We start from the raw sequence: 23,208 nt of genomic DNA, 5'->3' as shown, positions 1-23,208 counted from the left end.
TTTATTATGAGCTTATCCAAATTAGCTGCTACTTTCAGGAGCCAGGCCGCTTCCAATAATAACAACATTACAGTCAATGCAGCATCTTTTACAGATTCGGATCTGATCTCACAGGCCGGGCTGGACGACCTTTTGTCCAAAAGCTACAAGCTGACTGCTGATTCGTTTCTGTTGATCGACACTTCCGGTACTTCTATACCTGAGCCTGTAGGAAACACATTAACGATTACCAACGCAACGGCCGCCATACTCAATGTAGAAAAGACTAATACTTTCGTCACCCTAACCGTTACAGCGAATGATGCGAATGAAGTACAGTTTACCATACAGATCAATCTCTCCAACTGGACATTTTCCACAAGCTGGAAGTATATGACCGGCGGAGTATTTGACAATCTTCCTTATACCTTACCTTCCTTTATTTTCAGTACGGACGAAGTAACTGCTTTCCAATGGCAACAGAAAAATATTTCATTAGCGGAAGGCCAGAACTTTGCAGCGCTTATTACACTGACCAAATGGCTGCAGCCTGTTGTGAATTTCTTTACTTCATGGAACTCATCTATACAGCTGGCTCTGGTGGGAAGTGTAGATCCTTCGCAGGTCAATAATGAAGATATTGTTTACCCTGATCTGGATCTTTTTGTCAATGTTGATGCCACTTTGGTATCTTTGGGATTTCTGAAAGTAAGCAACCCCGGTATAGGGTTTCAGATCAAAACCGAAGAAGAGACCATCCCCACCGAACCGGAAGATGAAGGAGATGCATTGCGCCTTGAGTACGAAACGGATGATGGGTTGATGCCAACAGCAGGTGAAACGGAAAAAGTACAGACGCCCATACTCTACTTCCGCCTTTTACTGGCAGCCGGCGATGCTATTGTACTGAATTTTAGCGCAGCCGTTGAATCCGGATCTTCTTCTTTCCTGCTGAATGTAGCTTCCGAACCGGACAAACCACTTACTCCGCTCAGTTTATTTGGGCTAATGGCCGGACAGAACTGGTTTCAGACTATCCCGCCCACTTTACAGCAATACCTCAACAGTATTGCATTCAAAGGATTTAATACCTCTCTGGATTTCAGCAAAGGGCTGAGCATAACCAGCGTATCAGCATATATAGGATCGAACGGCGCATGGACGCTTTTCGATAATTTTGTTATTGAGCAATTCGATGTGAACTGGGTCATCATTGGTCCGGGGACCACGAATGCACAAAGTTTATATTTCAGTGCAAGAGTCAACTTCTTCCCTACTCTATTTGTAGGAGGTTTTGATGTGGAGATCACTTCAGATCTGACGCTTTCAGCTGCCTTTACCGGTTCAGTTACGTTTAACAATTTATTATCAGCCATTACGGGAGGAGCTGTTAACATCCCTGAAAATTTATTGCTGGTTGAGTTTACCTCATTTGGTATCAATATGGATATCAACAGTAAGTATTATGAATTTTATGCTAATGCCAATATTGACATTAATTTCATCACTAATGTTTCGGTAACTGACGGCACCCTAAGACTGACATCTTCTTCACCTGCAAGCGGTTCCGGTCCAAGTATATTTACAGCCCAGGTATCGGGATTATTTGCCATTGGCAGCCTTCAGCTCAATACAGATGTGAATTACAATTCATCTGACGGATGGGACCTAAGTCTGGCTATGCCTGAAGGCAGTAATTTAAATCTGGGTGAACTCATTAAGCAGTTATTCCAGACCATCAGTCTGCCTTCCAGCTTCCTTCCCGACAGATTAAATATTACACAGTTCTCCCTGAGTGCCACGATTCCAGGTGGAACAGGAAAAAGCAGCTATGAAGTGAAAGGAGGCCTTCAATGGATATTTAATTTCCCGGTTATCGATCAGAAAATTAATATTATCGCCAATCTCTGGCTGAAATATGAAGCCGCAAGCAATGATTCTGCCACCGGCAAATACTCCGGCTGCGTATTGGGCAGTGTTACTCTGGATTACTTCAATGCCACTGTCGGCATCAGCTATAATTTCTCCGAAAACAATCAGCAGCTGGCAATTACCTGGGAAGGTTTTACCGCAATGTATGATATAAGCGGACAAAGCCGTACCATTGTTTTCTCGATTAAAAACTGGACTTTAGGCGGATTGATCACTTCTTTCATGAAGATGCTGTTCAACCCAACCTTTGAGCTCGATGCTCCATGGGACATACTGAACAAAATAAGTCTGGACGGATTCTCGGTTACTTACAACCTGGATACCAAAGACATCAAGGTTACCTATAAACTGCCTAAAACGCTTAATCTGATATTCATCAATATCAATGGCATCAACCTTACCAAGACTGAAAAGGGTGTATTCATGACCTTTGATGGTAATTCCGTAGTGCCTTCTATCAACGACAGTAACCTGTTCAAACCGTCTACCGGCGGACAGGACATTCAGAAAATGCCGGAGGTACCGGGACAGGGCAACCAGTATTTTGATCTTCGTCTGCTGGCCATGGGTCAGCACGTAGAGTTGGTGAATCCAGCCCAATACAATTCTATCAAAGATGTAACCAAGGCCATGCAGGAAGCCTTTACCGAACCTAAACCGGGCACTGTGCCTATAGGACCGGGTTCAGGCAATACCCTGTTGCAGTTCAATGAGGACAGCAACTGGCTGATCGCGACTAATTTTGGGATACTAAATGCAGGCACCAAGGATAAACCGGTATGGACTCTGGATATGCAGGTCGTATTTAATGATCCTAATCTGTACGGTCTGCGCATCGCCATGGCTGGAGGAAAAGCCAAGATATTCGACGGGCTCGATTTCGAGATCATGTATAAAAAGATCTCTGACTCCATCGGGGTTTATCAAATAGATCTGACGCTGCCTAATGCCCTGCGCTATCTTCAGTTCGGAGCAGTCAATATTACGCTGCCTTCCCTTGGCATTGAAATTTATACCAACGGTGATTTCATGGTGGACATAGGATTCCCTTACAATATGGACTTTTCCCGTTCTTTTACCCTGCAGGCCATTGTGCCGCCGGGTATCCCTGCAATGGGTTCAGGAGGTTTCTATTTCGGCAAGCTGAGCAGCGCCACGACCAATAAAGTACCTAAAACCAATTACGGAAACTTTAATCCGGTAATCGTATTTGGTATCGGCTTGCAGGTAGGAGTAGGATATAGTGTAAACTATGGAGTGCTCAATGCCGGTTTCAGCATTACAATGTTCGGTATCATCGAAGGTGTTATAGCTTCTTATCACCCTTACAGTGGTCTATTACAGGAAAGCAACAAGGAACAGGTAGAAACGTCTTATTATTATTACCTGCAGGGCACCATAGGTATCATCGGTAAATTATACGGTTCTATTGACTTCGGGATCATATCGGCGAGTGTTAATATTACTGTCATGGTATATGCACAGGCTATTTTTGAAGCTTATAACAAAATCCCTCTGGCTATCGTTGCTTCAGTGGATGTCAGGGTTTCGGCTAAACTGAATCTGGGGATCTTTTCCATCACCATTCACTTTACGTTTACTGCTAAAATCCGCTTTGACCTTACCATTGGGACAGACCAGACCGCCAAAGCACCGTGGAACAACAATCTTGGAGCGCCACATGCTGCTGCCCGTTTATCTGTACCTCCGGCTACCGTACGTATTGCACCTGCCCGCAGGGCAACACCACTTGATGATGCTTTGCCTGTTGAATTCGCAACCATTGATACATTCGAAGTGACACGAGAAATCTGGCCTGATCAAATGGTGATACGCCGTTCTCCGCATATGCCTGTCAACTACAGCTCTGTATTAGCTGCAACTTCTGCGGACAGTGTGCCTACACTGAATCTGTATTTTGTTCCTCACTTAACCGTGGCAGGACCTGAAAACGGAAACCTGAAAGACCAGACCGCACAATATGTAGCGACCCTGTTCACCGACGCACCTGATCCATCGGGTGAAGGCAGTGGAGCTACGACTTCCTTTGAATATCTATGTGCTGACTTCTTCCGTTGGCTTGTACTGAACTATATTGACCAGACCCCATCACAATCTGCCCGTGCAGAAATAGATACCGAAGGTATTTCAAAAGCGGATCTGGATGCTTTGATCGCATTCCTTTCCAGCGAAAACAATCCTTTCCCTATACCAACCAATGATCTGCTCACTTTCCTTCAAAATAGCTTCCAGGCTGTTAACGTCCAGCTTCTGGAAACTAATCTGACCGCAGCAGCCATCTTCCCTATGTTCTTTGATCTTGAACTGAAGGTGCCCGATATTTCTTTGGACATCCAGTTTAATAATTATAATATGGCTACACAGGATTACCTGTCTGCAGTGAAAAAATGGTTCAATGAGCTGGCTGTAAAAGTACAGGAGGAATCAGCAACTGCTTCCCGATTTGCAGTATCCGATCCGCAGCAATGGAGTATGTCTACTTTTGTTTTTGAAGATTATTTCGTGTTGTTAGGCAAGCAATTGGCTGGATATGCGTCAGATGCGATGGATAATTTCACCTATCGCCTCAGCAATGGCAACAGCTTATCCGCTATGGTCAATTGGGCTAATGGTATCAGTGTAGACGGAACAAGCAATAAGGTCAATGTACAGGACATCGCTACCGCTAATCAGACCCATCCGCTCACCGGCAATAATCCGGTAGTCATAACAGGGATTATGTATGATATTGCAGATGGTGACACCTTCACTTCTGTGGCTGCCATTTATGCCATTACAGCAACCATGCTAATCACAGAGAATGCAGCTGTGCCGGGATTATTGGCACCTCAAATGCTTACTTATAAAGGAAATTCTTATACTGTACAGGCTACTGATACGATCAATGCAGTAGCGACCGGATTAAAAACAACGGTAAGTGATCTTGCCGCTGATACCAGCTTCCAGAATACGGCAGTCCTTATGACAGGCAGCTGGCTGATCATTGGTGCTGCAATTTATATTGCTAAGAACGAAGACACCTTTAATGGCATCTGCACCGACGTCTACAAAAAACTCGACGTAAGTGCCCTGTTAATGCAAAACCAGATAACGCCAGGATTATTCATTGCAGGTAACAGCTTTGAATACAACACTACCCAATATACCATTGTACCGGGTGATACGCTTACCAGCATGGCAGCCGCTATTTCCATATTAGCAAATGCTACGGTTACCCCTCAGGATCTTGCGGGTAATCTACAGGTACAGGCCCTGCAAATCCAGCCGCTGGGGCAGGTATTGGTTCAGCCGTTTATCCATACTACTATTACCTTCGGCAATGCAGCTGAGGCTGACACGCTGGATACTCTGGCGCAACAATATACTACTACGGCAGCCCTGCTGGCCACCAATTATGCCAACCAGCAGCAGGACAAATTTTTCTACGACGGCGAAGGATATACCAATGCCAATATTCCGGGTCTGCAATACCTTACCGTAGGCAGTATCCTGGAATACTTTACCGATAATAATTCTTACGGACAGCTGTCTGGTATGGTATCCCGTTACCAATTACACGGTATGCGTCTGCCTACCACTCTTCCGGGACTTACCCTTTCGGACGGTTCACCTTGTATAGGCTCCAACTGTGCCCTGTATTCTTTGACTGGCCAGGAATTTGCCCTGCCTGCTACGATACCTGACGACTTCTCAATACAGCTGATCAACAATTCATTAAGCTGGCTGCAGTTCAACGGAAAAACAATGAAGGAAGAAGGTGGCAATACCCTCGATATCACCTTAACATCTGAAGATCTTAACCAGATCAGCACCCTGCTTACCTATGCACAGGAAACGGGTATTCAACCGGATGTACTTGAACTTACCCCTATGCAGCCTTTCAATCTGCAGGCGGTACAATACACCTTCCAGACTACGACGAAATGGCAGACATCAGGAGCACTGAATTTACCTTACGGATCTCCGGGAGACCAAAGCATTGTATCACCGCTGATCTGGCAGTTCCCTTCCGGTCTGCTCAACCAGCTGGCACTGCCTAAAGAACAAGGCTCAGCGTTCAGCGTTCAGATAGGACAGTACGATGCCGCCAAAGGGGTGATGGATTATTGGCCATCTTCTTACTATGGATGGAGTACGATGGTTGATATAGAGCTTAAACTTCTGGATACTGATTCGACAGCTTCTGTCAATGCTTACAGCTATGAACTTCTGGGGGCAAGCGAGGCTGATGCAACTATTCTGCAAAGACTGTTGCTGGCTTTAGATCCAAAATCAGCCAACAATAACACGGATAAGATCGTTGATATACAATGGCTGTATGAAGGTTCAGACGGATTATTATCTGTCGGCATGGAGCATATGAAAACATTTATTGTACAGGCCAATCTCTCAACCGAAACCAATCCGGATACCTCTGCCCTGAAAATGGCAGCAAGAGAGGAAGTGGAAGCCGCGCCAAATACAGGTGTACTGAACAGTATCTACGATTTCATCCGCCTGCTTTGGGAGTGCAGCATTACCCGTTCAGGAGGCTATTACCTGATGTACAACGAAACTGAAGGTAATACAGGTTTCCCTTCCAGTGTATTCGGTAAAGGGGATACTGCAAATGTGCGCCTGCTGATCACTTACAGCAGTCAGTACAACAACAAACCAACTGATTATATGACCTGCGCCGTAACAGGCGATAAGATCGATGCCAACTCCTGCGTGGTCTACGCACAAAGTGAAATGCAGAAAGGATTATCGTACTATGTTAACACTCCTGATGATACGATCGATAGCATTACAGCCCGCTTCAATATACTGCCTGCCGAACTTGTAGAGCTGAATAAAAAAGTAGTCCTCAACACTAAAGCAGATGTAACAAACCCTGCACAATATCCTGTACCTGTTATCTCTTTTAACGGATTGGTAGCCGAAATAGGAACTAACGGTCCCGGTAATTCATTAAGCTCCATCGCAGCGTATTATGAAGTGGATGCAGCGGCTATTCAACAGCTAAATCCGGGTATCATCGACTGGAATAACCTTCCGCTTTGGCAACTCATACTGTTACCTCAGGTACAATATACCATTGGGGGTAAAGCAGGGGTTACCTTCGAAACCATTGCTGCCTATTACTTTACAGACATGGCTGCTATGGCCTGGGCTGCAAGGGATGTAGTGAACATCTTTGTGAATCCTACCACGCTTAGCTTCAACGATCAGATCCTTCATAAGGTAACTGCTGTACAGCAAGGTACTGCCGGCTTCGATCTGAACCGCACGAATCCTAATCCCGATCCTGATCCTGATAAACAACCTAAAGTAACGGATCCTGATTATGCCGAAGTGTACCTCAACAATATGTACAACCTTCTGAGTTATCAGGTGGTAGAGAACAGTTGGTTCACAGAAAGTATTGTAGGCTTACCTGCAGGACCTGCCAAGCCACAGACACAGGACGATGTACTGGGTAAAACAGACGACAGCGACGGCGATCTGATATGGTATTACAACCAGGTGGTGCCTATTGCCAAGTTTGCTAAATCTAATGCTTTTATGACCTATCCTGCCGGCTATCCGCAGGAAGATGATAACCCTTACCGTGGTATCGGTCATCCGGTGCAGGTGCATTTTGATTGGGTGGATTATTACGGCAACGTAACGGTTACTCCATTCAGTGATCCGCAGCTTGATCCTGCCACCCCAATCAATAACCCTCCTATCCAGACAGGGTATGTGGATGAGCTGAAAGGACTGAATAAATGGCCAAGTGTGGAACTGAGCTATTTATTTGACCTCGGTACTGATAATGAACCGGAACTGAAGCTGGAATTCAACTTCAATACACAACGCTATAACGAGCTTCCGGATGTACCGGCAGACCAGCAGCAAGACTGGAAACAGAATGCCGCCAATGATTTACTGACGTACACGAATGTATATTATCAACTGACCCAGTTAAATCCGATAGATGGTAAAAATACTTTGACTGCGACCCTCAGTACATCGCTTACTCCTGTTAAAGCAACCAATCTGTCCGGAGACCAGTTCAAACAGTTGCTGCAGTTTGTAAAAGATATTTATACGTATTTATCTGCACGCAGCCAGGGAAATCAGGGTACAGCTCCGGTTATGAACCCGCTCACCAGCCCGGTTAATACAGCAGATATCGACACCCATTCCATCTTACAGCTCACTGTGAATCTTGATTTTTACCGGGACCTGAATTATGTGAATACAGACTTTAAAGACAGTACTTTGGTCACTCAGGCTCTTACGCAGGTGAAGCCGAAAACGATGTCTAAAACAGCACAGGACGGCACTGATCCGCAGTACAGTCTGAATGAGTTTGCTGCCCTGTTTGAAGCCGCCTTCTTAAGTGTTGGTAATTATGAACTGAAGATCGCCATCGGTACAAATGCTGCAACTGCAGGTGGTGCCAATAACCAGGCTGTATTTGTAGTCCGCATGGGCTTAAGGTCCGGCCAGGGTATTTACTGGCAGGTCAATCAGGCGGGTACTTATCAACTGACGGCTGACTCTATTGCCCAGCTGACAGCAGACGACGTACCGGGTGATGTGACCACTGCGATCAATAAATTAGTTGATACTCTGTATGACAGCAGAGATCTGTTTGACACTGCTTTGCAGCAACAATTGACAGCCGAACAGTTTAATCAGTACAGAATCAATATTTATACGTACAGCTTGCTGAATGCCGTATTCTATGCGCCTAAGCCATTGGCCACAAGTCTTGTTTCCAAAGCCGGTGTTCCTATATGTGATTATCTGACGGGTCAGGGTCTGGATTGCAGCAAAGGTGAAATACAAACGTTTACAGGCATAGATATGGATAATTGGGGCTCACAATCCCTCAATGCCATTGATGTGTTCCTGAGTGCAGATTACGCTATACCGGCTTTCCTTGTAGATCAGTTGAAATCGGATGAGGAAAAAACATGGCTGGAAACACAGGGCATTGATGCTACAACGTACCTTCAAGCCATCACCAATGCTAAAACCAAGTTGGCCGGAACCATTGCTTCGGAAGTAGAGCCTGTACTTACAGCACCTTATGTTTCAACTGCATCGGGTGATCATACCAGTCTCGGCAATGCAAAAGATAAATTCGAACAGCAACTGCTTAACCAACTGGGTAATGCCTACACCGTCAATGCTTTGGTCCAATTTGAAGTAACAGCTGAATCAGACTTTGTGGCATCCGGCAGTTATCAAACACCACCACGCCTGTATGGTACCCCGGTAATTGGTAATAAAACAGATGGTGAAGCAAAAGAATACAGCATCTCCACCTCTAAGATACAGCTGAATGAAAAGGATGCCATCGATACGGATTCTTTCCTCACCTTCAGCTTTATGACTAAAAATGCGAAGGAATTTACCAGCGTAGATCTGGATATGACGTATGTAGTAACCCATGTGGAATGCGACATCAGTGATGTGGCAGGCATCAACGGCTATCAGGGATCGAATTGGCTTACCTTTATTATTCCTGCTGATGTAAGCAGTAACAGCAGCACGCTTAAAGCAGCGTCTGTTGCTTCATCTCTGCAGCAAAGCTTAGGTAACGTTGATATTCCTGTAGTACTACGAAACTACCCTACACCTCCTACATTGACCACACAAACAGGCAAAGGCGTATCTGTAGAAGGCGATACGACCAAAACGCGTCTGGCCAAAGCATCCGAATGGGATTTCACTTATTCCTATACCGAAGATCAGGCTGCGCAGGACAAGATATTCTCTGATATTGAGTTCAATATGATTCCGAATCCTTCTGCAAAAATGTTCAGAGCACCATCCCGTGACCTCTTCAGTGACCTGGCACAGTTCGTCACCGTATGGCCACAGGTGCTGGATGATTTCAACCGTTATCTGAAACTGATTAATGCTCAATCAGACAGCAGTGATACGAATCTGGCCAATGCTTATTATGCATTACAAACCATGGTCACCCTGTCCAGTAACCTTGCTGTTGCCTGGAGCGAATTTAACAGTCTGCTTCTCGGCAACCCTAACAGCAATGGTACGGCCCGAGCCTACGATTTCATTATCCGTCAGACAGATGACAATGATTTCGACAACCGCCTGCTGGTCACTATTGTACCTTCCGGAGATCTATCGTCTGATGATCTGTCTCTGTACCGGGGCACTAAAGCTGTGCTGGAAGCAGAGCTGCCACTAACCCCTTATGTAACGATTGATAATTATACAAAAGTTAATGCTACGGATAAGAAAGGGGTGACTATTCCTAATGCGTATTGGTATCAGGCAGTAGATAAAACCTATCTGACATGGGAAGAATCTTTCAATATCCCATCACGCAACGTTAATGTAGATGCACTGAATATCTTACAGTTCCAGTATGCATGGGCAGGCCTGTCTATTATCCGTAACGAAGATCTCGTGCCTTACAATCCGACAGTGAATGACTTTATTTACCGGACACCACTGGTAAGGTTCTCCAATAAGCTGATCCCACTGCTCAGCAGCGACGATACGTTTGATATTGCAAGGATTAATAATGATACGGGACTGAATCTACCGCTTGCTCAGCAATTGGCCAACTTCTTCAGTACTTTCTTTACATATGATGAACTGACAGAGCAATTGGTAAAGCTCAGCGTATCATGGAACTATCCTCTGCTGACCACATCAGGTGACTTGCTCCCTGCCATACAACTGCCTGTGTTGCTGGCAGCACCGTTCACTTTCGAGATCCCAACAGATTATGAAATTCCTGCCGGAGGGTGTCAGCCGTCCTTCAGTGATTCAGATCCATTTGTCTGCCGTTTGGCCAATACCCTTAAATTATGGTATAAACAGCACCAGCCATTAACTGACGGTGCCTGGTTGCAGATCGATATAGCCGTTTTCTCATCACTCAGCGAAAGCAAGCTGCCGCTGATAGAGCTTAAAGACGTAAAACTGTATTATACTAATATTACGGATATGAATGCATAATAAAATTTTATTTCAATGAATTGAGCAAACTAAAATCCTTGCCATGGCGAGGATTTTAGTTTTTATTTACAGAGTTTCAGTAATTTTCTCAGATAAAAATATTTTTTAATATGATCTTTCAAAAGAAAATACCAAATATTCCGTTTAATTCTTAAATTTGGCTCATGCTAAAGAATCTTTATCTCATCATTATATTATTTTCCCTCAACAGTTGCTACACCTACCAAGTGAAAAAAAAGGTGGATCCGGCAACCGACAATAAGCAGGAATCTAAAAAGAATGCAACTCCTGAGAATAACAATTCCGGACAGATTAAAAATACACAGGCTCAATCTATAAGCCTGAACTCACAACCAATACCTGTTCCGGTTAATGTTCAGGAGAAGCTTGCCCCTAATAAAAAATTTAAAATCGATGTAGATGGTAAAAGCTATAAAATAATCGTTAACAGATGGGAAGGCGACAGCCTGGTTGCCCACCCAATTAGTAGTCCTAAAAGAATTCTGAAATTCCATAAGAACCAGATCAATGGTGACAGAATTGCTGAAAAACGCTTTTCACAGCCGATAGCAGATATTATTACGGTTACTGCTTATGCCGGAATCGGTGTATTAATCTGGTCTCTGCTCCGCTAATCTTTAAAACTTTTCCACGTAACTACGTATCCTTTTTTTATTCTTAAAAATTTCAGGATGATGTTAAATTTCCAAGTAATGATGTTGCGAAATACATTATAATTTAACGGTAGCTCTGGTTAAAAGGAATTATCCTAAAAATATGCTTCAAAATCTTCTTTTGATACTCAGGGAATCTACATCTTAATTTTAAACGAATTCGATGCGGTATTTGTTGCTTTTATAATTCTTTTCTCCCGCTGCGCAAAGTCTCCCGACTTTGAGCAAATTATCCATTCATCATCATTGTTATATTTCCAAAATTCATTCTTTGATGTTACAGCGATTATAGGATTTTCAGCGAATTCAACTTCTAATAATCCTTTGCCTGTAAAATAATTGCTCGCCGAAGAGTATATATAATGTTGTACTTTTTCTACAATGCCTGCTCTAATTGGATTTAGATGGATGTACTTTAACTTATCCCATATAAAATGTAAAGTTTATATTTCTTCTGCATAATTTCCGTATTGTCAAAACTGATAATTCTTATTTCTGGTATTGCTTTTTACAACTTTATTAAGTAAATACAGTATCCACTCTCTTCTGCTTTCTGGTTCTGTTTATGGCTACTAAAATATTCTTGTTTGTATTTTTTTCAAATTAGTTGTTGCTCAAAGTCAGGAGACTTTGCGCAGCGGGCGGTTTCAGCAGTTATATGATATTTTATCCTGATCTGAATTCAGGAATTGTTTTACTGTCTAATGAGGCGGATCAGGGTACTCAGAATGAGTTGATCGTCTTAGCCGATGAAATTTTAAAACCGTAACATCACCCAATCAAAATCTCTCTTTATATTTATTGAAATAATTTAAAAATCGTTTATAAAAAAAGCACCGGTCATTTAGATCGATGCTGAACCAATAAAATATCAGTTACGGTTAGTTAATTAGGATAGTAAAAAGGATCATTGTTATTTAATGAGCTACCAGTCATCGTTTCCAGAACATCCCAGTGCTCGACAATTTGTCCGTTGCTGTCAAATCTGAAAATATCCATTCCTCCTGTACCGTTATCATTTGATACGGTAGGATCTGTAACATGAGAATGAACAATGACCATATCTCCAAAAGCAAGTGTTTTGGCTATTTTAGTGCTGGACTTATAACTGATCTGATTCAATCCGTTCAGCATATCGATGAATGCCTGTTTACCGTCTGCAACGGTCGGGTTATGCTGGATATATTCTGAAGAAACAAAGTTCTCAACAGGGCTGAGATCATTCAGGTTGTCAAATACATTTAAGACAGCGATTGCACGTGCTCTGTTCTGCTCAATATTCTGGTTGGCATTTACATTGGTATCAGGGCCTGCATACATCGTATTGCTATTGGCTGGATTTTCAGAAACATTTTGAAACTGGTCCCAATGCTCTACCAGCTTCCCATTTTCTATTCTCCAGATATCAACATACAGAATCTGCTGTGATCCGACCGTCCACAATGAATGCAGTGCTGCATAGTTTTTATCACCGACAACCCTTAAAATCTGCACCTGATTGCTGCTTGAAGCATTAGCGGTCAATTCTTCTCTTAAAGGCTCTACTCCATCTGCGTACCCAGTAGCATGCTGTATATAAGTCGAACCAATATACTTATTAAACTGACTCATATCTTTATTTACGATTACCTCCTGATAGAAGCCGCGGGCGAGTCCTGAAGAGGTTGCAGAGTCGGAAATATTTGTAAAATTATTATCTGAGCAAGATAACATTACAACTGAAGAGACAAACAACGTAAGCAGTCTCTGAATTTTTTTAATCATTTTTTTGTGTTAAATTATTTTTATTAATAAATCTTTACAAAAATAAAGAGGCGATCATCTAAAAACATTGAACTACATCAATAAACTACTAAAATTAAGGAATGTGCATTATTTAAATTTCTGAAATTTATAAATTTCATGAAAAAAGAATTTTCATCATTCGTCTGAACAATTAAAATCAAGATTTAACGAAAATATATTATCTTTAAATCTATAAAAGTCATCATGCATAAAGATTCTTTAAAACAGCAAATTATCAAGCTTGCGGAAGTATCAGAAGAGGAAGCCGAAAAATTCTGTAATCTTTTTGAATATAAAAAAGTCGCTAAAAAACAATGGGTTCTTGAGCGCGGAGAGGTCTGTAATTTTGAGGCTTATGTTATCAAAGGCCTGTTTAAAGTTTATCATATTGACTACAGTGGCATGGAACAGGTACTTTATTTTGCTGTAGAGGACTGGTGGCTTGCCAATATTGACAGCTTTAATAATAACAGCCCGTCTGAATTGTACATACAGGCCATTGAAGACAGCGAAATTCTGGTTATTTCAAAAAAAGATAAATTATTCGCACTTCAGAACATTCCGTTTGTAGAAAAACTTTTCAGAATAATGACTCAGAATGCGTATGTATCATTACAGAGAAGGATGGTTGAAAACCTCAGTGTAACTGCTGATGAAAGATACCTGAATTTTATAGAGGAATATAGTGAGATCGCACAACGCCTCACCAATGTACAGGTTGCTGCCTACTTAGGTATTACCCATGAGTTTGTAAGCAGAATAAGAAAAAAAATAACACAGAAAGATTAACAATCATAAATTTATCTCCCCCAGGCAAAAGCCTGATGTAAATAATGATAAGCAGTAGATTTTAGAATGACTCTTTCCTACAGTTTACTTTTCAATAAAATTACTTCAGTTTATAAGCCTTTCCGTTCCAAAGGTAGGTTTTAGAAAGCTGCTTTGTTTTTTCTTTATCATTTTCATCTTTCTCCATTTCTTCCATCTTAAAAATGAAAGCATCAGGAAGTCCGCCTTTGTCGTTCGGGAAGATCAACTGCTCACCATGGTGATAAACATCTGCATCTCCAACATTCATCAGCTGAGGCAGTACGGTCAGTTTTTTATTTCCGAACAGGATATACTGGTCATAACCGGGAATTCCGCAGGCTTCACCGGAAACCACAGCTTTTAAAGTACAATCAACATTCTTAAGTCTGTGATTACTCTCAATAATAAATGTACCGTAGCTAAGACTCTCCCCTGAACCGGTATCAAAGAAAACCTCATCGATCAGAACATTGCCGCTCATTACCTTAACGGCGGCAATATTCTGTCTGTACTTCTGATTAAACTCTTTATCCTCTCTGTCAATTGTTTTTGAAATCCCAAAAAGAAAGTCAAAGCCGTCTCTGCTCCTGAAACCGATACAGAGATTAGCTCCCCAGATATATCCTTCCGCCTGCCTGTTTTCTTTTTGATAAGATATTTTATACCAGTTTGAAGATCTTTCTCCCAACTGTAAAACCTGATCATCTTTTCTGATGATTACAATTTGCTGATTGGTCTGTAAAGAATCCAGGATCGGGGAATTTACATTGGGTTCCTGTCTTATTCTAGCCCAATCGGTAAATATTTTCTGTGTCTTATTTTCTTCAAAACTGAATACACCATGAGCATAGATTTCTTCCTGAGCAGAAAAAATCTGCATGATTATTACCGAAAAAAGCACAAATAGATTTTTCATACCGCGGTTACATTTATTTTTTTTCTAAAAGCAAACTTACCCATTCTTCACGCTGCAACTTCTTTTTTAACTCCAGATTATTTTCTTTACAGACTTCGATAATATCATCTACATCAAAAAAACACAATCCTGAAAGCAGCAGCTGACCTCCGGAATTCATCACTGATACATATGTGGGAATATCGGAAATCAGAATATTTCTATTGATATTGGCTAAAATGACATCATAATTTTCTTTACCCAAATTTTCTGCGGTTCCCAGTTCAATGTCTAACTCCACCCCGTTTCTTACTGCATTTTCTTTTGAATTCTCAACGGACCACTCATCGATATCAATCGCTTTGGTTTCCCCTGCCCCTTTCTGTTTTGCATAAATTGCCAGGACTGATGTTCCGCAGCCCATATCCAGAACTTTTTTATCCTTGAAATCAATATCCATCATCTGCTGAATCATCAAATGGGTAGTAGGATGATGACCAGTTCCGAAAGACATTTTCGGCTGTATGATAATTTCGTGCATTCCTTCTACAGATTCATGAAATTCAGCCCTGATCAAAACTTTATCTTCGATATTGATCGGTTCAAAATTCTTTTCCCATTCTTCATTCCAATTTATATTGGGCATTTCGGTAAAAGTATATTCTATTTTTACTTCAGGATTCTGAAACAGCGGCAATGTTTTCAGATCATCTTCTATAAAAAGATCTTTCTGAATATATCCCAATATTCCTTCATGCTCCTCTGTAAAACTGTCAAAACCTATTTCTATAAGTTCGGCCATTAATATTTCATTCCAAGGCTGGAGAGGCTGTATCTTAAAATCGAATTCCAAATAATTTTGCATGTCAATAATTTGTTGCAAAAATAGAGAATTAAAAAATGAAAGATTTAAAAATTGAAAAATTTCAGCAATTACGATTAAGTTGATGATCCATTAAAATCCTCACAGAGGATCAGACAATACAAAACAGTTCAGATTCATCCGGAATAAATATAAGATAATATTTTTCAGTCTGGCTAGAGACTGTTTTAATGATTCATGGAAAAAGCGGGCTTAAGCCCGCTTTCTTTACCTTTAGTATTATACCCTGATACAAGTATGCAATTACTTTATCACAGTCATGTTCTTCATGTATCCCCTTGAAAAAAGAATATTACGGGTTTGTAGAGAAGATGGATCCGTTTGCTATCAGAGCTCGTCTGTTCATTTTCAGAATATCCCTTACCCATTCAGCAAAATCATCCGGCTGCAGTACCTTTTCCGGATTTCCGTCTGTAAGCCCCCCTTCTATGGACATATCTGAGGCAATGGTACTTGGAGTTAAAGTAATAACCCTGATATTCTGTTTTCTCCATTCTGCCATCATTGATTGTGACAGTGAGACTACTGCGGCTTTTGAAGCTGCATAGGCTGACATATTGGGACCACCTTTCAGTCCGGCTGTAGAAGCTACATTTACAATATCTCCTTCTCCTTTCTCTTTTAAAAACGGATAAACTGCCTTCGCAGCATAATAAACCCCGAAAAGATTGGTTCTGATTACCTGCTCCCAGGTCTCAGATGGCATATTTTCAATCGTTCCGAAATCACCGATTCCTGCATTATTGATGAGAATATCAATCCCTCCAAGCTGTTCGGCAATCGATTCTATTCCTGCTTTTACGTGGATTTCATTATCAATGCTGAAAACGGCATAGGCTGCCCTGACACCCGATTTCTGAATTTCATCAACAGTCATTTTAAGATTTTCTTCATTTCTCCCTGTAATTCCGACATTCACTCCTTCCTTTGCGAGAAGTAAAGCAACGGCCTTTCCCAGACCTCTGCCGCCTCCGGTAACAATGGCATTTTTTCCGTGTAAGTTCATTATTTAAATTTTTATGCTACAAATTTACGAAAGCATTTTTTTAAACAAACGTTTATTATTTTGATTTATTGGAAATGTATGATCAGGAAATTCTATATATAGATGAAACCAACTCAGTAATAAGTTGGTTTCTGAAAGTAATATATAAAAGTAAAAAAATAACCCTAAGGAATGAGTACCGGGTTTTGTACTTCAAATTCTTCCGATGCTGAAAATTCATTTCCGTACATATCGTTTGCCTTCACTTCTATTCTATGCTTACCGAGTGTTAATTTATTTCCGAATCCTCCGGTCCAGATATGTTTTGACTGTTCCGGATTTGAGGGTCTTCTTCCCGGGAACAGTGTTTCCGTAGAGTCCCATTTGAAGACAGCCTGCGCAAAGTTCGGATCGATGGTTTCGCTGTATTCCATTTCATCCCATTTTCCGCCGTCAATTCTGTACTGTACCTTATCTTTTTTGCTTCCCATAAAGACATTTGCCAGAACTTTAGCTGAAGTTTTTGACGGATAAGGAATTACTTTCGGTACATACAGCTGTATCTGATAATCTTCAGGTTTGCCTGCTGTTTTATACCTTACGCTGTATTCATTATCTTTAAAGCTTATAAATGAATATCCTTTTGCTGTACCGTCTCTCATGGTAGAAGTAGGTAGGCCTATTTCATCTGAAGTACCTGACCACCAATCTCCACAGGTCGTTCCTACATTGTATTCATGCAAATCTCCTGCACCGTTCCAGCCCTGTGCTTTTCCGTAGAAAATCTGCTGTTGAATGTGGGTATGGGCAGATAGAAGTAAAGCATTCTTAAAAGGTGCAAGGGCATCAAACAATTTCTGACGGTCAGCATTTCTGAAATTATCTTCATTGCTATGTTCCAGAGGAATGTGGAACGAGACAACGATTAATTTGTTTTTATCTACCAGCTTCAGATCGTTTTGGATAAACTGAAGCTGATCTTCCCTGAAACCGCCCCAATATCCTTTTCCGTCTCTGGGATCCGGATAAAGAATATCATCCAATACTAAAAAATGTACATTCCCATAGTTGAAAGAATAGTTTGCCGGTCCAAAATTAGCTTCAAAAGTTTCATCTGAGAGCTGATCTTCCTGAGCATCATAATTCATATCATGATTTCCCATAACGTTGTACCAGGGAAGGCCTATTTCCTTCATAATATCGGCATACGGTTTCTGAAGGCTCAGATCATCTCCAACCAGGTCTCCCAGACTGATTCCGAAAACCGCATTTTTCTTATTTGACCTTACTTCGTCGACGATTGCTCTTTTGAAATAATCCAGCTGCTTTTCTGTATAAGGCTGAGGATCACCGAAGACCAAAATATCAAAGTTTTTACTTTCATTCTGCTGATGCAGAGCAAAATTTAATTCTTTCGGGAGCACTCCTGTAGGTGCAGTTCCTTTGTATTTAAAATCAGAAGGTGAGCCTTTGGGTTTGTATTGGTAATAATACTGCGGAAGATTATTTTGATTTAAACCCATCATATATCCTGATGGCTTAATAACGAAAACGGTCTGGCCTTCTGCAATCGGAAGGCTGTATTTACCGTTTTTATCAGTTAAAACTACCAGATTCCCATTAGAGACAGCTACATTTTCTATTCCTTTTTCGCGATTTTCCTTTTTCTGGTTTTTGTTCAGGTCTTCAAAGACGTATCCTGACACTGAAGTTTGTGAAACTGCCATTGAGGAAATCAATAATGACGGAATTATATATTTTAAATTCATTATATTTTTTTTATTGTTTAGTAATTTTATTCTGTTATGGCTTGTTCCACCAAACTTTTACATTCACGTCATCGCCACCCATCTGCTGTACGGCTGCCTGATAATTTGTTGTATTAAGAACTCTTGGATTAGGTGGATACATTAACCTTGAAGGCAGATTCCCGTTGTTTAAAAGACCTCCGTTATTGGGCAGTACAGGAAATCCTGTTCTTCTCTTTTCAAACCATTGCTGCTGATCCACAAAGAACAGGGCTACGTATTTCTGTAGCATAATTCTCTCCAGGGATCCATTATAAGCTACATTCTGATTGGTAAAATAAGATGACGTTACTGTGGAACCCCATTGCTCGATTGCCGCTTTTACTCCGCTTTCATAAAAAGCCTGTGCATTTCCGGTAATAATTCCTCTCCATGCCAGTTCTGAAAGAATAAACTGTATTTCCGCATAAGGGAAAACCAGAATGTTAAGAGGTGCCTTAGACAGGTTCTGGTTCATATTGGAAGGTTGATAATCGAATGTTGTTCCTGTTGCATAACCGGAAGGAACACCTTTGTAACCGATATTTGCCTGCGGAGAGGCCAGATTTTTAGCCTGTCCGAAAAACAATGCCATCCTCGGATCATTATTTGCCTTTAAGGTTTCTATAAAGAATGCTGAAGCAGCTCTTCCGGTGGTAAAATCCTGCGGCCTTGCAATAGGAGTAAGAAGTGGTGCAACGCCCGTAATATTTACCTTTGCTGTTTCTGCATTGCTTTGAATGACAGGATATTTTGCAGGGTCATTGATAATCTCCAGAATTCTTTCGTTGACATTGACCTCTCCGTTTCTTTTTAAAATCCTTGTCAACAACCGTAGTGATAATGAATTACAGAATTTTTTCCAATTGACAATCCCATTGACATCACTTTCTGCTTTATAGAAGATATCAGATCCTGTCAGTAATTTCGTAGTTACAAAAAGCGAATTAGCTGTTTTTAAATCGTCCAGTAACTTAATATAGATATCTTTCTGCCGGTCAAATTTCGGCTGCGTAACTCCACCATCCAGATTTGAAGCTTCTGAAAACGGAACATCACCGTAGGTATCGGTCAGGTTTGAATAAACCCAGGCATTCAGTACCATTGCAATTGCCTGATAATTTACATCATTATCCCTTATTGCTGCTTTTTTCATATCCTGAATCTGCATCAGCCATTTGTAACTATTATTCCAGAAACCGGCTCCTGTATTTTCTGTAAGGTAATAGCGGCTTAATGAGTTTCCTTCATTCGGAAAATCAAGAGAAACCTGCATGATATCAAAAGTGAAATCATTAGCCCTCATATAATTTACCGCTGACATATTATACTGAATCGGTACCAGCAGTTTTGAAGCTACAGGTTCGCTGATCCTGCTCTCGTCGACATTCACCTCATCCAAATTTCTGTCACAGGAAACCGAAACCAGGCTTATTCCTGCAATCAATAATGTATTTAAAAATATTTTCTTCATGATTTCAAATTTTAAAATTTAACGTTTAGCTGAATACCCACTGTCCTGGCGGTCGGTAATTGTCCCATCTCAACCCCTGGAGTAATCTGGTTGTCATTTAAGGTTGCTGCCTCAGGATCGAAAAGCGGGAACTTGGTCCACATCCAGAGGTTTCTTCCGAATAAAGCCAATGTGAGATCTGTAATTTTAAGCTGTTGTGTAACTGTTTTGGGAAATGAATATGCAATTCTGGCATCCCTTAATTTAATGAATGAAGTGTCAAAAGTATTGGTTTCTACGTTGGCTCTTCTGTAATAATCAGCATAATACGCTGAGGCCAAAACCCCTTTTGTATTTGCTGAGAATGTACCGTCAGCATTCTGAACGACCCCCTGCCCGATGATTAACCCTCCTGGATTATCTCTTCCAGCCAATGTATGCCCAAGTTTTCCCTGTTCTGTCATTTTGTGATGAGACTGAGAGTAGGCCATCCCTCCGTATTGTCCATCAAATGAAAAGCTTAAGGTCAGGTTTTTATATCTGAATTCATTCTGAAGACCTGCTCTCCATTTTGGATAGGCATTTCCTATTTTTTTCATTTTTGTAGGTTTTGCCGTTAAGCCGTCACTTCCGAAAATTACCTTTCCGTCAGGAGAATACATCAGCCCGTAACCGTACATATCTCCTAAAGAACCGCCAACAGATGCATTGTAATAGACAGCCCCGCCAACACTTGCCATTGTATAAGGCTCGCCATTGAATTCTTGAGGAAGTGAAAGTATTTTATTCCTGTTCATCGCCCAGTTTGCATTAATGCTCCATGAAAAATTCTGATTTTTGACCGGATAGGTATTTAAAGTCATTTCCAACCCCCTGTTCCTTACTTCTCCTGCATTGATTACCCTGTTACTGTAGCCTGTTTCCCACAGCGTAGGAATTCTTACAATCTGGTCTTTCGAATTATTCTGATATGCGGTAATGGTATAACTGATCCTGTTTTTAAGAATACTGAAATCCATACCTCCTTCGATATTGGTAATCATATTGGGTCTCAATCCGGGGTTGGGGTATAGTGAAGGTGATTCTACGGATCCTGCGAAATCACTGTTGTTGTAATATTTGATTAACATATAAGGATCTGTATCATTACCTACTTTAGACCATGAGGCTCTTAATTTCCAGTAATTAAATTTTTCAGATGTCAGGCCGAAGATATCGGAAATAATAAATGACGACCCCACAGATGGATAGAAATAGGAACGGTTTTCCTGCGGAAGCGTACTGCTCCAGTCATTTCTTGCGGTAACATCCAGGAAGGCTACATTTTTATATCCTAAGGAGGCGAGCGCATAAGTACTGTTAACCTGCTTGTCATTTGGTTTTGCAAACTTCACAATTGTTGATATACCGTTTGGCATTGTGTAAAGTCCCGGTTTCAGAAGCCCTTCTGCCAGATAATCATTCATGGTGTATTCTGTGTAACGGATATTTCCTCCCACTGAAGCTGTGAAATCAAAATCGTTGAATTTATTTCTATATGAAAAGAGAACGTCATTATTCAAATCCATCAGCCTGATATGCTGTTCCCTGTACATTCCCTGCAGGTAATTGGCAGAGCTCCAGGGTCTTTTCTGGGTTCGCAGTTCATTGGTTAATTCCATTCCTGAACGCACCATAACATCAAAGTTTTTGGTAATCTTATAGTTCAGATTAACGTTTCCCGTAATAAAGTTTTTATCCACCCCATTCAGCATTTCGTAAGCAATCAGGTAAGGATTATCGATAAAAGAACTAAAAGGATGGACCTGATCCACCTGTTCTTTTCCTGATTTCCAGATCGGTGCATACCAGGATAAATCGACATTCGGATTCTGGAAAATCATGAAGTAGGAAATAGACTGATTGCTGTAGCCCGTTGCCGGAAGATTGTCACTTTTTGTTTTGTTATAATTGAGCTTAATTCCTATTTTCAGTTTTTCATTTAATTTATGATCCACGGAGAAGGCTGCATTAAACCTGTCAAAACCCGTGTTTGGCATCATCCACTCGTTCTTTAGATAGGTTAAAGAAGATCTGAAAGACGTATTTTCGTTAGACGCTTCTACAGAAACATTATTTGAAAATGTTGTACCTGTCTGCCAAAAGCCTTTGATATTATCTTTGTATGGTCTCCACAACTGTCTTACTGCACTCTGACCTTCCGTTGCCGGATCATATTGAAAATAATACTGTCCATTAAACCTGGGTCCGAAAGCACTGCTCGTAGATCCTGTATTGACGCCATCTTCAGAAGCCTGGTAAGAGTAATAATAATTTCCGGCCGTATTTTTCTGCATGGTTCCCTGACCGTATTCATATTGATAATCAGGCCATCTGAGCACCGTATCATAGCTTGAATATGAATTTAAAGAAACCTGTACTTTTCCATTTTTGCTTTTTCCTGATTTCGTCGTAATCATCACCGCTCCCCCTGCACCTCTTGAACCATAAAGTGCGGATGCGGTTGAACCTTTCAAAATTGTAATGGACTCTATATCATCAGGATTGATTGTATTAATCCCGTTTCCGTAATCAATAGGAAGGTCTGCTTTGGAACCTGCACCATACGCTGAAAACCCTGTTCCTGTTGTATTATTATTTAACGGTACGCCGTCCACCACAATAAGAGCATTGTTCTGATCTGCATTCATTGAGATGTCACCCCGCAATTTAATGAGTGAACTTCCCAGAGGTCCTGCACCTGCGGTCTGTATCTTTAACCCTGCTACTTTACCTTCCAATGCCTGTGACCAGTTATTGTTCTGCGTTTTAAGAATTTCTTCAGACTTAATGGTTTCTGCAACGTATCCCAAAGACCGATCCTGTCTTTTGATGCCTAAAGCCGTTACTACAACTTCTTCGATATTTTTTACGGTATCTTTTTTAACCTGTTGCTGAGCTGACATATTGATGCTGACCAGTCCTAAAGCGGATAACAGAAATAATTTTTGAGTTTCCTTACGCATATCTTTTTGTTTGCGCAAAATTAGAA

The 23,208-nt window shown here is 41.2% G+C and carries 10 protein-coding genes; 3 read left to right on the top strand and 7 right to left on the bottom strand.

Annotation, left to right across the window (positions count from 1 at the left end; all coding sequences use genetic code 11):
• Positions 1 to 6: 6 nt before the first annotated feature.
• Positions 7 to 10,905 carry a LysM peptidoglycan-binding domain-containing protein gene (locus tag AC2A07_RS14100; RefSeq protein WP_484050950.1) on the top strand — a complete coding sequence of 3,633 codons (10,899 nt, stop codon included), beginning with the start codon at positions 7 to 9 and terminating at the stop codon, positions 10,903 to 10,905.
• Positions 10,906 to 11,069: 164 nt separating this feature from the next.
• Positions 11,070 to 11,540 (top strand): hypothetical protein, encoded by a 471-nt coding sequence (locus AC2A07_RS14095; RefSeq protein WP_314497513.1) that lies wholly within the window; start codon positions 11,070 to 11,072, stop codon positions 11,538 to 11,540.
• A 924-nt stretch (positions 11,541 to 12,464) separates the two neighbouring features.
• Here the strand turns inward: AC2A07_RS14095 and AC2A07_RS14090 are convergent.
• On the bottom strand, positions 12,465 to 13,343 hold the full coding sequence (locus tag AC2A07_RS14090) for a nuclear transport factor 2 family protein (RefSeq protein WP_484050949.1): 879 nt from the start codon (positions 13,341 to 13,343) through the stop codon (positions 12,465 to 12,467).
• A 225-nt stretch (positions 13,344 to 13,568) separates the two neighbouring features.
• Here AC2A07_RS14090 and AC2A07_RS14085 point away from each other — a divergent pair, with 225 nt between their 5' ends.
• Positions 13,569 to 14,153 (top strand): Crp/Fnr family transcriptional regulator, encoded by a 585-nt coding sequence (locus AC2A07_RS14085; protein ID WP_484050948.1) that lies wholly within the window; start codon positions 13,569 to 13,571, stop codon positions 14,151 to 14,153.
• 100 nt (positions 14,154 to 14,253) lie between these two features.
• On the opposite strand, the gene AC2A07_RS14080 is transcribed toward AC2A07_RS14085, so the two are convergent.
• The 6 genes from AC2A07_RS14080 to AC2A07_RS14055 all read right to left on the bottom strand — a co-directional run bounded on the left by AC2A07_RS14080 (position 14,254) and on the right by AC2A07_RS14055 (position 23,182).
• The gene (locus AC2A07_RS14080; RefSeq protein WP_484050947.1) at positions 14,254 to 15,090 is read right to left on the bottom strand and encodes an SH3 domain-containing protein; all 837 of its coding nucleotides are present in this window, start codon (positions 15,088 to 15,090) and stop codon (positions 14,254 to 14,256) included.
• A gap of 13 nt (positions 15,091 to 15,103) precedes the next feature.
• On the bottom strand, positions 15,104 to 15,934 hold the full coding sequence (gene prmA / locus AC2A07_RS14075) for a 50S ribosomal protein L11 methyltransferase (protein WP_484050946.1): 831 nt from the start codon (positions 15,932 to 15,934) through the stop codon (positions 15,104 to 15,106).
• 310 nt (positions 15,935 to 16,244) lie between these two features.
• Entirely contained in the window at positions 16,245 to 16,958 is a 714-nt protein-coding gene (locus tag AC2A07_RS14070; protein ID WP_314497497.1) for a 3-ketoacyl-ACP reductase, read from the bottom strand.
• Positions 16,959 to 17,122: 164 nt separating this feature from the next.
• Positions 17,123 to 18,706, bottom strand: a complete 1,584-nt coding sequence (locus AC2A07_RS14065; RefSeq protein WP_484050945.1) for a calcineurin-like phosphoesterase C-terminal domain-containing protein — start codon at positions 18,704 to 18,706, stop codon at positions 17,123 to 17,125.
• A gap of 34 nt (positions 18,707 to 18,740) precedes the next feature.
• A complete protein-coding gene (locus AC2A07_RS14060) occupies positions 18,741 to 20,198 on the bottom strand; it encodes a SusD/RagB family nutrient-binding outer membrane lipoprotein (protein ID WP_484050944.1) in 1,458 nt (485 codons plus the stop codon).
• A gap of 11 nt (positions 20,199 to 20,209) precedes the next feature.
• A complete protein-coding gene (locus AC2A07_RS14055; protein WP_484050943.1) occupies positions 20,210 to 23,182 on the bottom strand; it encodes a SusC/RagA family TonB-linked outer membrane protein in 2,973 nt (990 codons plus the stop codon).
• Positions 23,183 to 23,208 lie beyond the last annotated feature (26 nt).

Source organism: Chryseobacterium sp. HNCC26DJ238 (genome assembly GCF_057180465.1).
This window is presented reverse-complemented; position numbering and strand designations above follow the sequence as displayed.

What these genes read in the sequence shown, in the direction of transcription:
- AC2A07_RS14065 (WP_484050945.1), bottom strand. Translation starts at nt 18,706, where the DNA reads ATGAATTTAAAATATATAATTCCGTCATTATTGATTTCCTCAATGGCA.
- AC2A07_RS14055 (WP_484050943.1), bottom strand. Translation starts at nt 23,182, where the DNA reads ATGCGTAAGGAAACTCAAAAATTATTTCTGTTATCCGCTTTAGGACTG.
- AC2A07_RS14100 (WP_484050950.1), top strand. Translation starts at nt 7, where the DNA reads ATGAGCTTATCCAAATTAGCTGCTACTTTCAGGAGCCAGGCCGCTTCC.
- AC2A07_RS14085 (WP_484050948.1), top strand. Translation starts at nt 13,569, where the DNA reads ATGCATAAAGATTCTTTAAAACAGCAAATTATCAAGCTTGCGGAAGTA.
- AC2A07_RS14090 (WP_484050949.1), bottom strand. Translation starts at nt 13,343, where the DNA reads ATGATTAAAAAAATTCAGAGACTGCTTACGTTGTTTGTCTCTTCAGTT.
- AC2A07_RS14060 (WP_484050944.1), bottom strand. Translation starts at nt 20,198, where the DNA reads ATGAAGAAAATATTTTTAAATACATTATTGATTGCAGGAATAAGCCTG.
- AC2A07_RS14095 (WP_314497513.1), top strand. Translation starts at nt 11,070, where the DNA reads ATGCTAAAGAATCTTTATCTCATCATTATATTATTTTCCCTCAACAGT.
- AC2A07_RS14080 (WP_484050947.1), bottom strand. Translation starts at nt 15,090, where the DNA reads ATGAAAAATCTATTTGTGCTTTTTTCGGTAATAATCATGCAGATTTTT.
- AC2A07_RS14070 (WP_314497497.1), bottom strand. Translation starts at nt 16,958, where the DNA reads ATGAACTTACACGGAAAAAATGCCATTGTTACCGGAGGCGGCAGAGGT.
- prmA (WP_484050946.1), bottom strand. Translation starts at nt 15,934, where the DNA reads ATGCAAAATTATTTGGAATTCGATTTTAAGATACAGCCTCTCCAGCCT.